The sequence below is a fragment of the Mesorhizobium sp. M1E.F.Ca.ET.063.01.1.1 genome (assembly GCF_003998155.1).
Classification (GTDB): Bacteria; Pseudomonadota; Alphaproteobacteria; order Rhizobiales; family Rhizobiaceae; genus Mesorhizobium.
The window spans coordinates 1-16,371 of the sequence record NZ_RZSC01000073.1 but is presented as its reverse complement, the minus strand read 5'-3'; the positions used below and the strand labels follow the sequence as shown (position 1 = coordinate 16,371).

The following is a 16,371-nucleotide window of genomic DNA, read 5'->3' as shown; positions in this document are numbered from 1 at the left end:
CGATGTTGCCGCCGGCCCCCGCGCACGCGCCGGCAATCACCGAGAGCAGGCGCGGATGGTCCTGCGCGAGCACTGTGATTTCGGTCACCGCCTCGAATTCGTGGGTCTTCACCATGGTGGCGAGCTTCTTGCCGGCGGCGTCCGCCTCGCGGATGAATTCGGCGTGGCGCAACTGGTCGGGCAGGTCGACGGTCAGCAGATAGTTCTCGTAGTGCTGGGCGACATAGCGCTTGCGTTCTTTCGCCGGCCAGGCGGAGAGCGCCTCGGCCAGCCGCTCGCGCGCCGCCGCGGTGCGCTCGGCGCGCGACACCTCGGAGAAGCCGCCGGTCAAAAGCAGCTCGGTCTCGAAATAGAGCGTGCGCAGCAGTTGCCCCTTCCAGCCGTTCCAGACGCCCGGCCCGACACCCCTGATGTCGCAGACGGTGAGGACGAGCAGCAGCTTCAGCCGTTCGACCGACTGCACGATCGAAGCAAAATCCTCGATCGTCTTGCGGTCGTTGAGGTCGCGCGTCTGCGCCGTCATCGACATGACGAGATGGTTTTCGACCAGCCAGGCGACGGTCTCGGTGTCGGCGGCCGACAACCCCATATGCGGGCAGATGCGCCGTGCGATCCTGGCGCCGGCCTCCGAATGGTCCTCCGGCCGGCCCTTGGCGATGTCGTGCAGCAGCACGGCGACATAGAGCGCCTCGCGGCTCTTCTTCAGCCCCGGCATCAGCGAATGCGCCAGCGGATGCACCTTGGCGCCGTCGCCGCGCTCGATCTCGGCCAGCACGCCGATGCAGCGGATGAGATGCTCGTCCACCGTATAATGGTGGTACATCGAGAACTGCATCATGGCGACGATCTTGCCGAAGTCGGGGATCAGCTTGCCGAGCAGCCCCGCCTCGTTCATGCGCCTGAGGTTGAGCTCTGCATTGCGGTCCGAAGTCAGGATGTCGAGGAACAGCCGGTTGGCCTCCTCGTCGCGCCTGAGCGACTTGTTGACCAGGCCGAGCGAGCGGGTGAGCAGCTTCAGCGCGTCGGGATGGAACTCCAGCCCATGCTTGTCGGCGAACCAGAACAGGCGGAGCAGGTTGACCGGATCGCGCTCGAACACCATGTCGTCGGCGATGTTGATGCGGTGGTTGTCGACGATGAAGTCGGATGTGCCGGCAAGCTTGCGCTTGCGCCGCGAGAAGGTGAGGAAGATGCGGTTGAAGCCGGGGACGTGCTTGGCTTGCTCTTCCTCGAGCGCGGCGCAGAAGATGCGGGTCAGGTCGCCGACATCCTTGGCGACCAGGAAATAGTGCTTCATGAAGCGCTCGACCGCCGACAGGCCGGGATGCGTGGTGTAGCCCAGCCGCTCGGCGATCTCGCGCTGGATGTCGAAATGCAGCCGCTCTTCGGCCTTGCCGGTGAGGAAATGCATGTGGCAGCGTACCGCCCACAAAAAATCCTCGGCCTTCTGGAATTCGCGATATTCGGCCTCGGTGAAGACGCCTTTCTCGACCAGCTCCTCGCCGGTGCGGACGCGATAGAAATATTTGCCGATCCAGAACAGCGTCTGCAGGTCGCGCAGGCCGCCCTTGCCGTCCTTGACGTTGGGCTCGACCAGATAGCGGCTTTCGCCCGCCTTGGCATGGCGCTCGTCGCGCTCGGCGAGCTTGGCCTGCACGTACTCCGGTCCGGTCGGGCGCACCACCTCATGATCGAAGCGGGTGAGCAGTTCGTCATAGAGCTTGCGCTCGCCCCACAGGAAGCGCGCCTCCAGGATCGAGGTGCGGATGGTGATGTCGGTGCGCGACAGCCTCAGGCACTCTTCGATGTTGCGGGTGGCGTGGCCGACCTTCAGCCCCATGTCCCACAGCATGTAGAGCATGTATTCGACGATCTGCTCGCCCCAGGGCGTCTGCTTGTAGGGAAGCAGGAACAACAGATCGATATCGGAGCCCGGCGCCAGCGTGCCGCGGCCATAGCCGCCGACCGCGACGACCGCCATGCGCTCGGCGGCCGAGCGGTTCTTGACCCGGTAGACATGGCCGGCGGCGAAATCGTAGAGCGCCTGGATCAGCTCATCCATCAGATGCGACAGCCGCTCGGCGCAGGCATTGCCGCCGCCATCCTCCTTCAGCATGGCCTCGGCAATCTTTCGCCCTTCGCCAAGCCTGCCCTTGAGCAACTGCAGGACGGCCGTGCGCGTGGCCTTGCCGGAGCCGTCGCCGGCGCTCGCCCTCGTCAGCGCCGTCATGTCGCGGCGCAAGGCGTCGCCTTCGATGATTTCGTCGAGTTTCAGGGAGATCTTTGCCATTCGGCGGCGTCTATAGCGTGTTTTCGCGGCGCTGTGTATGGGGCGGGCGGCCGCGTTGCCAATGACATGCGATTGATGCAGCGCAAGGCCGGACGACCAAAATTCCCAAAAATCGAAACCGCCCCTTGACCTTCCAGTTACTGGAAGGACTACCTCCGCCCCATTCGATAATTCCGAGGCGTTTCGACATGAGCCATTCCGACCATCATCACCATCACGCGCATGGCGCATCCTGCTGTTCCGCAAAAGGCGCTGCGCCGGCCGCGGAAGCCGTGATCCGCGATCCGGTCTGCGGCATGACGGTGGATCCTTCCGCCGGCAAGCCTACGGCCGAACACAATGGCCGGACATTTCATTTCTGCAGCGAGCGCTGCCGCACGAAATTCCAGGCCGGGCCGGAAACATATCTGACGGCGACCGATCCCGTCTGCGGCATGAATGTCGACCGCGCGAGCGCGAAGCATTTCGTCCGCCACGAAGGCCAAGGCTTCTATTTCTGCTCGGCAAGCTGCAAGGGCAAGTTCGAGGCCGAACCGGCAAAATACCTTGACGGCCGGCCGGCGCCGGAGCCGATGCCGAAGGGCACGCAATACACCTGCCCGATGCATCCCGAGATCATCCGCGACAAGCCCGGCTCCTGCCCGATCTGCGGCATGGCGCTGGAGCCGATGGGCGTACCGACCGGCGATGAGGGGCCGAACCCGGAGCTGGTCGATTTCACCAGGCGATTCTGGGTAAGCGCGGTGTTGTCCGTGCCTTTGCTCGTCTTCGCCATGGCGCCGATGCTGGGTTTCAGCTTCGAAAGCTTCATCGACGGCCGGACGAAGACCTGGGCAGAACTGGCGCTGGCGAGCCCTGTGGTGCTGTGGGCTGCCTTCCCGTTCTTCCATCGCGGCTGGGACTCGATCCTGAACCGCAGTCCGAATATGTGGACGCTGATCTCGCTGGGCGTCGGCGCGGCCTATCTCTACAGCGTGGTCGCCGCCCTGTTCCCAGACATTTTCCCGCATCAGTTCCGTGGCCATGACGGCGCCGTGCCGGTCTATTTCGAGGCGGCCGCGATCATCGTCGCCCTGGTGTTCCTTGGCCAGGTGCTGGAACTCAGAGCCCGCGAACGCACGGGCTCGGCCATTCGCGCCTTGCTCGACCTTGCTCCGAAGACGGCGCGCCTGATCGGCGCCGACGGTTCCGAGAAGGACGTGCCGCTCGACAGCGTCCAGGCTGGAAACCGGCTCCGCATCCGCCCCGGCGATGCTGTGCCGGTGGACGGCATCGTGCTGGAAGGCCGCTCGGCGGTCGACGAATCGATGATCACCGGCGAGCCGCTCCCGGTCGAAAAGACGGAAGGCGATCCCCTGACCGGCGGCACGCTCAACAAGAACGGCTCGCTGATCATGCGCGCCGAAAGGGTCGGCGCCGAGACCACGCTCTCGCGCATCGTCGAAATGGTCGCCAAGGCGCAGCGTTCGCGCGCGCCGATCCAGGCGCTGGCCGACCGCGTATCCTTCTATTTCGTCCCGGCGGTCGTGCTGGTGGCCGTCATCGCCTTCATTGCCTGGTCGTTCTTCGGGCCTGAGCCCAGCCTGATCTTCGCCATCGTCTCGGCGGTGTCGGTGCTGATCATCGCCTGTCCCTGCGCGCTGGGTCTTGCGACGCCGATGTCGATCATGACCGCGACCGGGCGCGGCGCCCATGCCGGCGTGCTGATCAAGGAAGCGGCGGCGCTGGAGCGCTTCGCCTCGGTCGATACGCTGATCGTCGACAAGACCGGCACCTTGACCGAGGGCAGGCCGAAGCTGACCGACGTCGCCGCCGCCGAGAGCGCCGATGAGAATGAACTGCTGGCGCTCGCCGCCACGCTTGAAAAAGGCTCGGAACATCCGCTCGCCGAGGCGATCGTGGAGGGGGCAGCCGAACGCGGCGTCAAGCTTGCCGATGCCGAAAACTTCGAGGCCATCACCGGCAAGGGCGTTGCCGGCACGGTGTCCGGCAGAAAGGTAGCGCTTGGCAATGCGGCGATGATGGCCGACCTTGGCATCGACACCGCGCCTGTTTCCGCCAAGGCGGAGGCATTGCAGGCCGAGGGCAAGACGGCGATGTTCGTTGCCGCCGACGGCAAGCTCGCCGGCCTCGTCGCTGTCGCCGACCCGGTCAAGGCCACCACGGCCGAAGCGATCAGGGCGCTGCACGACAAGGGCCTGAGGATCATCATGGCGACCGGCGACAACGAGCGCACGGCAAAAGCGATTGCCGGCAAGCTCGGCATCGACGAGGTGCGCGCCGGTCTGTTGCCCGATGAGAAGGGCGCGCTGGTCGAGGAATTGCGTGGAACGGGCGCGGGCATTGCCATGGCCGGCGACGGCGTCAACGACGCGCCGGCGCTGGCCAGCGCCGATGTCGGCATCGCCATGGGTACCGGCGCCGATGTCGCGGTCGAAAGCGCCGGCATCACGCTGGTCAAGGGCGATCTCAACGGCATCGTCAGGGCACGCACGCTCGCCCAGGCGACGATCCGCAACATCCGCCAGAACCTGTTCTTCGCCTTCCTCTACAACGTGCTCGGCGTGCCTGTCGCCGCAGGCGTGCTCTATCCGCTCACCGGCACGCTTCTGTCGCCGATGATTGCGGCGGCGGCGATGAGCCTGTCGTCGGTCTCCGTCATTTCCAACGCCTTGCGGCTGAGAACATTGAAACTCTGAGCGAAGCTCCCAGATACGCATTCCAACCGCAAAGGAGACCTGAATGACCCTGGCCAAGAAGATCGTGCTGCTGCTGATGGCGGCGGGAATGCTGCTCGCGGTGTTCCTCGAAAGCGTTCCGGCGCAGTCCGAGGAGATGAAGCACGACATGTCGGGCATGGCGATGGGCGCTGAGAGCCCCGCTACCGTCGGCTACAAGGCGGCGATGGACAAGATGCACGAGGACATGATGCTCAACTACACCGGCAACGCCGACGTCGACTTCGTCCGCGGCATGATCCCGCACCATCAGGGCGCGATCGACATGGCCAAGGTGGTGCTCGCCAACGGCAAGGATCCGGAAATCCGCAAGCTCGCCGAAGGCGTCATCAAGGCGCAGGAAGCCGAGATCAGAGAGATGCAGGACTGGCTTGCCAAGCATCCGGTGAAGTAACTCCCTCGCCGGGAATCCGGTCGAAGGCGAGGACTTCAGTCTGGATTTCCGGCCACGGCTGTGCTGCGATCCGGCCTCACGCGGAGCAGACCATGTCTTCTGAAATCAGAACCACCACCCTGCCGTCCGGCGAAGCCGTCCCGGTGCTGGGCCAGGGCACCTGGAAGATGGGCGAGGACCGCCGGCGCCGCGCCGACGAGGTCGCGGCGCTGAGGCTCGGCCTGGACCTGGGCATCACGTTGATCGACACGGCGGAGATGTATGCCGGCGGCGGCGCGGAGGAAGTGGTGGCGGAAGCCATCGCCGGGCGCCGCGACGAGACCTTTCTGGTTTCAAAGGTGCTGCCGACCAACGCTTCGCGCACCGGCGTGAAGCGGGCCTGCGAGAACAGCTTGAGGCGGCTTTCCACCGATCGCATCGATCTCTATCTGCTGCATTGGCCGGGCAGCGTTCCCTTGGCCGAAACCGTCGAAGCCTTCGAGGCCTTGAAAGCCGCCGGCAAGATCCGCCACTGGGGCGTCAGCAATTTCGACACCGACGAGATGGAGGAGCTGGTCGGCCTGCCCTCCGGAGGCAACGTCCAGACCAACCAGGTCCTCTACAATCTCTCGCGGCGTGGCCCGGAATTCGATCTCGCGCCCTGGAGCCTTAAGCGCGGCATTCCGCTGATGGCCTATTCGCCGGTCGAGCAGGGCGCGCTCGCCCGCAATGCGAGGCTTGATGCCGTAGCTGCCCGCCACAAGGCCACGGCGGCACAGATCGCGCTCGCATGGGTGATGGCGCAGAAGGGCGTCATCGCCATCCCGAAGGCCAGCCGGCAGGAGCACGTCCGCCAGAACGCCGCCGCGCTTGCCATCAGGCTGACGGCGGAGGACTTCGCCGAGCTCGACCGCGCCTTCCCGCCGCCGACGCGCAAGCGCGGGTTGGAGATGATCTGAGGCCGAACCTCACCGAAATTTGCGACCGAACAGAGAGCAAGCATTGGAACGAATCTCAGCCGGGTCTCATCACACGACCTATGAAATCGCAGACATGAGGGTTACCTCGCTGCGGGACGGGTATGTCGACATGCCGGTCCGGCGGCTGCGCCAGCCGGGAGACAAGCCTTTCGGCGCCGATTTCCCATCGCGGGTGCCGCTCTTCGACGGCGCGCTCAGATTATCGGTCAATGCCTTTGCCATCGACGACGGCCGTGAAATCACGCTGATCGATACCGGGTCCTCGAACGCCTGGCACCCGACGATGGGGTTTCTGCCGCAGGCGTTGAGCGAGGCGCGGATCGCAATCGATCGGATACGCACGGTTGCGTTCACTCACACGCATCTCGACCATATCCACGGGCTCGTCCTTGCCGACGGCGAGGACGGTTTCCCGCAGCTCTCCCGCCTGCTTGTCCCGCGGCCGGAGCTCGACATGTTCCGGGCAGTGGCAAGGCTGCAGCGCTTCCATGATCGAGCCCAGCCCTTCGACGCCGGGCAACGCCTGAGCACGGATATCGAGACGATCGCCATTCCCGGTCACGAAGTCGGTCACACATGCTTTCGCGTTGTGAGTGGGGGCGAGACACTGTTGATCTGGGGCGACACCGTGCATGTGCCGTCGCTTCAGTTCGATCGCCCGGAGATCGCATGGGAGTTCGACGCCGACCAGGCGCAGGCGCGTGCAAGCCGGTTGCGAATACTGGGCCTTGCTGCCGACAACGACCATTTCGTTGCAGGCGCGCATCTCGATTCACCCGGCGTCGGTCGGGTTCATCGAACCGAAACAGCTTTCCGCTTCGAACCTGTCTAGAGGTCAATGCATGTCGCGCAAAAGTGTGCAGCGGTTTTGCGAAAACGACATACATAAAAACTAAAGACTTAAAGCGCATCGCCTGAATCCGTTTCAGCGCGACACGCTTTAGTCGCTTGCCGGCAGCCCAAGCCGCATGCGCATCCTGCCCAGCGCTCGCGAAAATACGCTGGCATCGTCAGCGGCGCGGGCAAGCGTGAGTGCACCCTGGACGGCGGCGACGGTTTCCTCGGCTAGCTCGGTTGCCTTGGCTCGTTCATGACCATCTCGGGTCAGCGCCTCGGCAAGCTGCATAACCCAGCGGCCGAAATAGTCCCTTATTTGGCCGGCGAAGAGGTCGCGGGATTCATCCAGCGCGAAGGCGCCGATGAGGCAAATCCGGCGCCCCGAGCGGAAGTAGCTGTCGGTCGCATCGAGCATCTGCCCGATCCCCGTTCTTGGATCTGAGTTGTCGCGCAAGGGCGCAAAGACATTGTCCTCGAACCAGCCATCGATATGGGCAATGACGGCTCTCGCCATCTCTTCCTTGCCGCCGGGAAAGAAGTGGTAGAGGCTTCCCTTGCCGAGCCCTGTCGCCTCGCCGATCAAGGCCAGGCTGGCGCCCTCATAGCCATGCTCGCGGAAAACCTCGGCCACGATCCCCAGCAACTGGTCGCGATCCGGAGCGATGCGCCGCATCCATTCGCCCTAAAGCCCGAGTTCCGAGAGGCCGGGATGGTCGTCCGGCCGGCGGCCGAGCGGCCAGTGGTACTTCCGCTCGCCTTCAACGATCGGCAGGTCGTTGATGCTCGCCACGCGGCGGCGCATGAGCCCGGCTTCGTCGAACTCCCAATTCTCGTTGCCGTAGGAGCGGAACCAGTGGCCGCTGTCGTCGCGCCATTCGTAGGCGAAGCGCACGGCGATGCGGTTGTCGTTCCAGGTCCAGACCTCCTTGATCAGGCGGTAATCCAGCTCGCGCGCCCACTTGCGCTTCAGGAAGCCAACGATCTCGGCGCGGCCGGAAATGAATTCGGCCCGGTTCCGCCAGATGCTGTCCTCGGTATAGGCGAGCGACACCCGCTCCGCGTCGCGGCTGTTCCAGGCGTCCTCGGCGAGCCGTGCCTTCTGCGCTGCTGTTTCGGCCGTGAAAGGCGGCAATGGTGGACGGCTCATGAAAATCTCCTGTCCTCGTTCGGTTGACCGGATATTGTACCGATCGGTACAATGAGTCAACACGGCTTGTGTTCTTTGCGACGCCTCAGGCGGCTGGATCTATCGAATCTCGGTTTTCAGCCTTTCAAAGGCATCCCGGACATATCCCGCCAGCGGATGCCTGGCGTGTTGCTGCTGCCATGTTTCGACGGCCAGGCGCAACGCGACGACTGTCACCAGAGAGACCAGTCGCAGACTGTCGCGCGCTTGGTCCGGCTGCAATTCGCATAAGCCGTCGAAAATGGCTTGCTCGAACTGCAGGTAGCCCGTGTGCCTCCGCGAGCGCAGCGTCTTGCTTTCCCGCATGATCTTGGCCGTCGCCATCATTTGTGATCCCTGGAAACTGCCGATAATATTGAGCAATGCGTCGCGGGCGATGTCGATCGCCGTTCCCGTGGGGGGCTCGGCAAGGATCGATGCTTTGACCACGCTTGCGTGGTTGCCCAGGGATGCAAACAGCACCTCGTCCTTGCTCTTGAAGTAGTGGAAGAACGTCCGGCGCGAGATGCCGGCGGCAGCAGCTATCTCGTCAAGCGTGGTCGCGTCATAGCCATTGGCCAGGAAAGCCTTCAGGCCGGCGTCGGCGATACGGCGGGACGTTTCTCGCCGCTTCCGCTCGCGCAGGCCTTCCGGTTTTGGCGCATCGTTCATGGAGCGCTCCTGCCACGACCTTTCCTCAAATGCGACAAGAAATTTGGCTCACATTCAAGTCCCGTCATCACGCCTCGCCATAATGGTGCCATCAATTTATTGCACTGAGTGCAATTATTGACCGTCCCCCAAAACGCCCCGCCGGGCGCACCCAGACAGAGGCATCCATGGCAGCTTGCTTGCGTTCCCGTCGCGAGGCTCACATCAGTCGTGGCCCGTTCGATCCGCGCGCGTGCCGCGCGGATCACCGCGTAATATGGCCGTTTGTGCTGGTCTTGAGCATGCTCGCGGTCGGCTGCGCGTCCGCGCCCCTGGATCAGGTAGGCTCGCTGCAATCCTATGACGAGTTGAAACCGTCGGACGGTTTGTTGGCCCGCTCACTAATGCGGGTGAGCAAGGACGACGTGCTTGCGGCAAAGACCGTTCGGATCATTCCGACGGGCTTCTCGCAGTCCGCCGGCGGAAGATCGACATTGTCCCAAGCGCAGCGCAGCCTTGTCACCAACGCTGTCGACAGGACGCTCTGCTCGGGCTTGAGCCAGCGCTTCCGTGTGGTCGATCTGACCGAGCCCGCCGACCTGACGGTCCATGCCATGGTGACGCACGTGACGCCGACGAACGCTTTGGCGGTCGGCGTTTCGAAAGTCGCCTCAACGGCGGTTTCCGTCGCGCTGCCTGAAATGCGGGTCCCGGTTCCTCGTCTGCCAATCGGATTGGGCAGCCTGTCGCTCGAAGCCGAAGCGATCGGCGACAACGGCAAACAGGCGGCGGCGATGATCTGGGGGCGCGGCGCCAACGCCTTGCTGGATTCCGGCCGGGTCGCCCGCGAGGGCGACGCCTACGACCTGGCGGCGAAGTTCGGCGACGATTTCAGCAAGCTCCTGGTCACCGGCAAGACGCCGCTGAACAAGCTGCCATCGCTGCCGACGAGGGCGGAATTGCGCGCCATGGTCGGCGGCGGGCCGAAATATCCCGCCTGCAAGGCCTTCGGCAAATCGCCCGGTCTCGTTGGCTTCGTCGGCGATCGGATGGGATTGCCGCCGGCCTGGACCGACAAGGGAGCCGCGGTACGCGACGACTGAGGCGGGTGATACAAGTGCAGAAGAAGTCCCCGATGCCGCTTTCAGCTTTTCAACAAGGCAGAAGGATGCGTTTCCTTTGGCTGGTTGCTCCCGTCGTCCTGGCGCCGGCCCTGCTTGCGGAGAGTGGGTGGCCGCAAGGCAGCACCTTTCGCGAAATGCTGGAATTTGCGGGTACCGTGCTGATCCTCATCTGTATCGGCGGCCGCTGCTGGGCATCGCTGTATGTTGGCGGACGCAAGAACCGTGAACTCGTCACAACCGGCCCCTATGCCTATACGCGCAACCCGCTTTATTTCTTCTCGGCCCTTGGACTGGCCGGCGTCGGGCTGACATTCGGGTCGCTGATCCTTTCGGCGTTTCTCTTTGCCTTCACCTATCTAGTCTTTTCCTATGTCGCGACGCGCGAAGCGATCACGCTGGACGCCATCTTTGGCGAGGCCTATTGGCGCTATTGTCAAAGCGTGCCGGCCTTCTTTCCCCGTCTGTCGCGCGATTACGACGACGTCTTGGGCCCGTCTCCCGTCACCTTCGACTCGGTGGCGCTGAGGCGGACCGCCATCGACAGCTCTTACTTCCTTGTGGCGATACTGGCGGTCGAATTGCTCGGCTGGCTCCAGTCGGCAAGGCTGGTGACGCCGATGTTCCGATTGTTTTGATTACCGGTCCGCCAGCCCCTTCAGCCGATAGAGCGCCTCCAGCGCCTCGCGCGGCGTCATCTCGTCCGGATTGATCGCGCCGAGCGCGTCGCCCAGCGCATCGCTCTTCACCGGCTTCGGCGCTTCGCGCTTCACCGCCACGGAAAACAGCGGCAGGTCGTCGACCAGACGGTTGGTCTTGCCAGAGACTTCGCCTTCCTCGAGTTGGTGCAGCACTTGCCTAGCGCGCGCCACCACCGCTTCCGGCAGGCCGGCGAGCCGCGCCACCTGGACGCCGTAGGAACGGTCGGCCGCGCCCTTGCCGACCTCGTGCAGGAAGACGACGTCGCCTTCCCATTCCTTGACCCGCATGGTGACGTTGGAGAGCCGCGACAGCTTGCCGGCCAGCGCCGTCATCTCGTGGAAATGCGTGGCGAAGATCGCCCTACAGCGGTTCTTCTCGTGCAGATACTCAACCGCCGCCCAGGCGATCGAGAGGCCGTCGAAGGTCGCGGTGCCGCGGCCGATCTCGTCGAGGATGACCAGCGCCCGCTCGCCCGCCTGGTTGAGGATCGCCGCCGTCTCGACCATCTCGACCATGAAGGTGGAGCGGCCGCGCGCGAGGTCGTCGGAAGCGCCGACGCGCGAGAACAGCCGGTCGACGACGCCGATATGGGCGCTCTGCGCCGGCACGAAGGAGCCGGTCTGGGCCAGGATGGCGATCAGCGCGTTCTGTCTGAGGAAGGTCGACTTGCCGCCCATATTGGGACCGGTGAGAAGCCAGATCGCGCCGGCCTTCGCCCCGCCTTCCGGCGAGAGGTCGCAGTCATTGGCGACGAACGGCCCTTCGCCGGAACGCCTGAGCGCCTGTTCGACGACCGGATGCCGCCCGCCGGAAATCTCGAAGGCGAGGCTGGCATCGACCGCCGGCCGGCACCAGCCCTCGTTTTCGGAAAGAAGGGCCAGCGCCGCCGACACGTCGAGCACGGCGAGTGCCTCGGCGCCGGCGCGGATGCTGTCGGCCTCGCCGACCACCTCCGCCGTCAGCCGGTCGAAAGTGGCAAGCTCGATGCTCAGCGCCTTGTCTGCGGCGTTGGCGATCTTCGATTCCAGCTCCGCCAGTTCCGTCGTCGTGAAGCGCATGGCGTTGGCCATGGTCTGGCGATGGATGAACCGCGCCTTCGCCGCGTCGCTGCCGGTCATCACGCCATGATGGTTGGCGGTGACTTCGATGTAATAGCCGAGCACATTGTTGTGCCGGATCTTCAGTGAGCGGATGCCGGTCTCCTCGATCAGCGAGCGTTCCAGCCCGGCGATCACTTTTCGCGACTCGTCGCGCAATGCCCGCATTTCGTCGAGTTCGGCATTGTAGCTCGACCGCACGAAGCCGCCGTCGCGTCTGATCAGCGGCAGTTCGTCGTCGAGCGCCTCGCTGAGATGGCGGGCGAGCGCTTCGGGCAAGGCCTTGATCGCCGCCAGCGCCGCGCCGAGTTCGGCGGGCAGGCCCGTCGTCGCGAACAGCGCGGCGATCGCGCCCGCCGCCTCGAAACCGGCGCGCAGCGCGCCGAGATCGCGCGGGCCGCCGCGATTGAGCGCCAGCCGCGACAGCGCCCTCGGCATGTCGGCAACGCTTTTCAGGCTCGTCCGCAGGCCTTGGCAGAGCCGCGTCTCGGCGCGGAAGAACGAGACCGAATCCAGCCTTGCGGAAATCGCCGCCGGGTCGGTCAGTGGCGCCATCAGCCGGTCGGCGAGCAATCTCGCGCCGCCGCCGGTCACCGTGCGGTCGATCGCCTTGAACAGCGAGCCGTCGCGGCTGCCTGACAGCGTGCGCAACAGCTCCAGATTGGCGCGCGTCGCCGGATCGATGAACAGCGTCGAGCCGCTCTCCTCGCGCTCGGGCCGCGACAGCGGCGGCCGCTCGGCCTTCTGCGTTTTCTCGACATAGGCGATAGTGCCGGAGATCGCCGACAATTCGGCGCGCGAGAACGTGCCGAAGCTGTCGGGCGTCGCCACCTCGAAAAAGCGGGCGATGCGGCCGGTGGCCGATGCCGAATCGAACAGCGACGGCGGCTGCGGGTTGGCGACCCGCCCGAGCACGTCGAAGACCGGCCGCAATTCCGGGTCGTGGAACACCGGTTCGGCGACGATCAGCTCGCGCGGATCGACGCGGAAGATGTCGGCAAGCAGCCGTTCGGCCGTGGTTTCCGCCACGCGGAACGCGCCGGTCGAGATGTCGATCCAGGCCAGCGCGAAGCTGCCTTGGCTGGCCGCATTGCCGCCCTTCACCCGTCCCAGAGCCATCAGGTAGCTCGATTCCGAGGGCGCCAGCAGCTTGTCCTCGGTGATGGTGCCGGGCGTGACCAGCCGCACCACATCGCGGCGCACCACCGACTTCGAGCCTCGCTTCTTGGCTTCCGCCGGATCCTCGATCTGCTCGCAGACGGCGACGCGAAAACCTTGCGCGATCAACTTCTGCAGGTAGTCGTCCGCCGCATGCACCGGCACGCCGCACATCGGAATGTCGTGGCCCTGGTGCTTGCCGCGCCGGGTCAGCACGATGCCGAGCGCCTGGCTCGCCTTTTCGGCGTCGTCGAAGAACAGCTCGTAGAAATCGCCCATGCGGTAGAAGAGCAGCGAATCCGGGTTCGCCGCCTTGATCTCGATATACTGCTCCATCATCGGCGTGACGGTGCCCACGGCGGGCGCCGGCGTCGTCGTCTCCTGGGCGTCGGTATCGGTCGGCATGTGCATGTTCATGCCGGAACGCTAGCAGAAGTGGCAGTGCGGTTTAATGCCGGCGCCTCGAAAAGCAGGGGAAAGCGCGAGCTATGCTGCCAGCCGGCTGCCAACTGAGCCGCCGCATTGCCTTGTCCGCCCGCGTTGAAGCAGCTTCGCCGGGCTTGGCGGTTTACAGCGGCCGCGTGTAGCCTTAATCCGGAATGCCATAAGAAAGCACCCGTCCCAAGCGGTGCCGCACAGGTGAGGAAATCGAAAGCATCATGGCCAAGAAAACCGAAAGCAGCGGGCCCTCCGTCAGCGCGCAGGAGGCGCTGGAATTCCACGCCATGGGGCGGCCAGGCAAGCTGGAGATCGTCGCCACCAAGCCGATGGCAACCCAGCGCGATCTCAGCCTCGCCTATTCGCCGGGTGTGGCCGTTCCCGTGCGCGCCATCGCTGAAGACCCGAGCCGCGCCTTCGACTACACGGCGCGAGGCAACATGGTCGCCGTCATCTCCAACGGCACCGCCATCCTAGGCCTCGGCAATCTCGGCGCGCTGGCCTCGAAGCCGGTGATGGAAGGCAAGGCGGTGCTGTTCAAGCGCTTCGCCGATGTCGATTCGATCGATCTCGAGGTGGCGACGGAGGATGCCGACGAGTTCATCAACTGCGTGCGCTTCCTCGGCCCCTCCTTCGGCGGCATCAACCTCGAGGACATCAAGGCGCCGGAATGCTTCATCATCGAACAGCGCCTGCGCGAGCTGATGGACATCCCGGTCTTCCATGACGACCAGCACGGCACCGCCATCATCTCGTCCGCCGGGCTGCTCAACGCGCTGGAGATCACCGGCCGCGACATGAAGACCACGAAGATGGTCTGCAACGGCGCGGGCGCCGCGGGCATAGCCTGCATCGAACTGATGAAGGCGATGGGTTTTTCGCCGGAGAACATCACCCTCTGCGACACCAAGGGCGTGGTCTACCAGGGCCGTACCGAGGGCATGAACCAGTGGAAGTCGGCGCATGCGGTCAAGACCGAGGCGCGCAGCCTCGCGGAAGCGCTGGACGGCGCCGACGTCTTCCTTGGCCTCTCAGCCAAGGGGGCGCTGACCACCGCGATGGTGCAGTCGATGGCGAAGAACCCGATCATCTTCGCCATGGCCAATCCCGATCCGGAGATCACGCCCGAGGAAGTGGGCGAGATCCGCACCGACGCCATCATGGCGACCGGCCGTTCGGATTACCCGAACCAGGTCAACAATGTGCTTGGCTTTCCCTATATCTTCCGTGGCGCGCTGGATGTCCGCGCCACCACCATCAATGACGAGATGAAGATCGCCGCGGCTCGCGCGCTGGCGGAGCTGGCGCGACAGGACGTGCCGGACGACGTCGCCGCCGCCTATCAGGGCAACCGGCCGAAATTCGGCCCCAACTACATCATCCCGGTGCCGTTCGATCCGCGCCTGATCTCGGCAATCCCGCTCGCGGTGGCCAAGGCCGCGATGGACTCCGGCGTTGCCCGCAAGCCGATCCTTGACCTCGACCGCTACGCACAGGAGCTTTCGGCGCGCCGCGATCCGATCGCATCCACGCTGCAGCGCATCTACGACCGCGTCCGCCGCCAGCCCAAGCGCATCGTCTTCGCCGAGGGCGAGGAGGAGCAGGTGATGCGCGCTGCCGTCTCCTATGTGAACCAGAAGCTCGGCACCGCAATCCTTCTCGGGCGCGACGACGTCATCAAGGAGAACGCCAGGAACGCCGGCATCGACTTGAACAAGCAGGGCCTCGAGATCATCAATGCCCGGCTGTCGCGCCGCAACGCGATCTATACCGACTATCTCTACGAGCGAATGCAGAGGAAAGGTTTCCTGTTCCGCGACTGCCAGCGCCTGATCAACAACGACCGCAACCATTTCGCCGCCTGCATGGTGGCGCTTGGCGATGCCGACGGCATCGTCACCGGTGTGACCCGCAACTATTCGACCGCTCTCGACGACATCCGCCGCGTCATCGATGCCAAGCCCGGGCACCGCGTCATCGGCGCCTCGATCGTGCTGGCGCGCGGCCGCACCGTGATGATCGCCGACACCGCAGTGCACGACATGCCCAACGCCGAGCAGATCGCCGACATCGCCGAGGAGGCCGCCGGCTTCGCCCGCCGCATGGGCTACGAGCCGCGGCTCGCCATGCTTGCCTACTCGACCTTCGGCCATCCGCAGGGCGAGCGCTCGGAGCGGATACAGGAGGCGGTACGCATCCTCGACAAGCGCCGCGTCGACTTCGAATATGATGGCGAGATGGCGGCCGACGTGGCGCTGAACCCCCGCGCCATGGCGCAATATCCGTTCATCAGGCTCACCGGTCCGGCCAATGTGCTGGTGATGCCGGCGTTCCACTCGGCCTCTATCTCGACCAAGATGCTGCAGGAACTCGGCGGCTCGACCGTCATCGGCCCGCTGCTGGTCGGTTTGAACAAGCCGGTCCAGATCGTCTCGCTCAACGCCAAGGATTCAGACATCGTCAACATGGCGGCGATCGCGGCCTACACGGCAGGGAATTGACGAGCGGTCGCTGCACCACTTCTGAAAAGCAAAGGGCCCGCGGCGATGCCGCGGGCCTTTCCGTTAAGATCGCAGGGATCGATCAGAACGAGCGTTGGAAGCGGAGGATACCGCCGACGCTGTTTTCCTTGTCGGCTTTGGTAAAATTGGTGACGCTGTCTTCGCCGAGATGCAAATAGTCGACTTCGGCGGTGACCTTGAGACCCTTGACGATTTCATAGGCAATGTTCGCCGCGACGCCAAAATTCTTGCCTTCGTCATAGGAGAGCTGGGCGTTGAACGAGGTCTTCTCGTTGATGGTATAGGTACCACCGCCCCAC

At 64.6% G+C, this 16,371-nt stretch carries 13 protein-coding genes; 7 read left to right on the top strand and 6 right to left on the bottom strand.

The window, feature by feature from the left end:
- Positions 1–2,290 (bottom strand): [protein-PII] uridylyltransferase (locus EOA29_RS08805; protein ID WP_127220767.1); only part of this gene is annotated, 2,290 nt, incomplete at its 3' end.
- A gap of 188 nt (positions 2,291–2,478) precedes the next feature.
- Here EOA29_RS08805 and EOA29_RS08800 point away from each other — a divergent pair.
- From EOA29_RS08800 to EOA29_RS08785, 4 genes are all read left to right on the top strand, one after another.
- Positions 2,479–4,989 carry a heavy metal translocating P-type ATPase gene (locus tag EOA29_RS08800; protein WP_126090510.1) on the top strand — a complete coding sequence of 837 codons (2,511 nt, stop codon included), beginning with the start codon at positions 2,479–2,481 and terminating at the stop codon, positions 4,987–4,989.
- 43 nt (positions 4,990–5,032) lie between these two features.
- Entirely contained in the window at positions 5,033–5,422 is a 390-nt protein-coding gene (locus tag EOA29_RS08795) for a DUF305 domain-containing protein (protein WP_126090509.1), read from the top strand.
- Positions 5,423–5,514: 92 nt separating this feature from the next.
- The gene (locus EOA29_RS08790; protein WP_126090508.1) at positions 5,515–6,360 is read left to right on the top strand and encodes an aldo/keto reductase; all 846 of its coding nucleotides are present in this window, start codon (positions 5,515–5,517) and stop codon (positions 6,358–6,360) included.
- A 94-nt stretch (positions 6,361–6,454) separates the two neighbouring features.
- Entirely contained in the window at positions 6,455–7,213 is a 759-nt protein-coding gene (locus EOA29_RS08785; RefSeq protein WP_245464823.1) for an MBL fold metallo-hydrolase, read from the top strand.
- Between the two features lie 108 nt (positions 7,214–7,321).
- Here the strand turns inward: EOA29_RS08785 and EOA29_RS08780 are convergent, their stop codons facing one another.
- From EOA29_RS08780 to EOA29_RS08770, 3 genes are all read right to left on the bottom strand, one after another.
- Entirely contained in the window at positions 7,322–7,891 is a 570-nt protein-coding gene (locus tag EOA29_RS08780) for a TetR/AcrR family transcriptional regulator (RefSeq protein WP_126090506.1), read from the bottom strand.
- A 9-nt stretch (positions 7,892–7,900) separates the two neighbouring features.
- Positions 7,901–8,365 (bottom strand): nuclear transport factor 2 family protein, encoded by a 465-nt coding sequence (locus tag EOA29_RS08775; protein ID WP_189350401.1) that lies wholly within the window; start codon positions 8,363–8,365, stop codon positions 7,901–7,903.
- A gap of 99 nt (positions 8,366–8,464) precedes the next feature.
- A complete protein-coding gene (locus EOA29_RS08770) occupies positions 8,465–9,055 on the bottom strand; it encodes a TetR/AcrR family transcriptional regulator (RefSeq protein WP_126090505.1) in 591 nt (196 codons plus the stop codon).
- A 368-nt stretch (positions 9,056–9,423) separates the two neighbouring features.
- Between EOA29_RS08770 and EOA29_RS08765 the strand changes: the two genes are divergently transcribed.
- Both EOA29_RS08765 and EOA29_RS08760 read left to right on the top strand, forming a co-directional pair.
- Positions 9,424–10,137 (top strand): DUF3313 domain-containing protein, encoded by a 714-nt coding sequence (locus EOA29_RS08765; RefSeq protein WP_245468439.1) that lies wholly within the window; start codon positions 9,424–9,426, stop codon positions 10,135–10,137.
- A gap of 65 nt (positions 10,138–10,202) precedes the next feature.
- Positions 10,203–10,793 carry an isoprenylcysteine carboxylmethyltransferase family protein gene (locus tag EOA29_RS08760; RefSeq protein ID WP_189350399.1) on the top strand — a complete coding sequence of 197 codons (591 nt, stop codon included), beginning with the start codon at positions 10,203–10,205 and terminating at the stop codon, positions 10,791–10,793.
- On the opposite strand, the gene mutS is transcribed toward EOA29_RS08760, so the two are convergent.
- A complete protein-coding gene (gene mutS / locus EOA29_RS08755) occupies positions 10,794–13,517 on the bottom strand; it encodes a DNA mismatch repair protein MutS (RefSeq protein WP_245464927.1) in 2,724 nt (907 codons plus the stop codon). It lies immediately after the preceding gene.
- A gap of 254 nt (positions 13,518–13,771) precedes the next feature.
- Here mutS and EOA29_RS08750 point away from each other — a divergent pair, with 254 nt between their 5' ends.
- A complete protein-coding gene (locus EOA29_RS08750) occupies positions 13,772–16,051 on the top strand; it encodes an NADP-dependent malic enzyme (protein WP_126090501.1) in 2,280 nt (759 codons plus the stop codon).
- 82 nt (positions 16,052–16,133) lie between these two features.
- On the opposite strand, the gene EOA29_RS08745 is transcribed toward EOA29_RS08750, so the two are convergent.
- A partial coding sequence (locus EOA29_RS08745; protein ID WP_189478850.1) for a porin occupies positions 16,134–16,371 on the bottom strand: 238 nt, incomplete at its 5' end.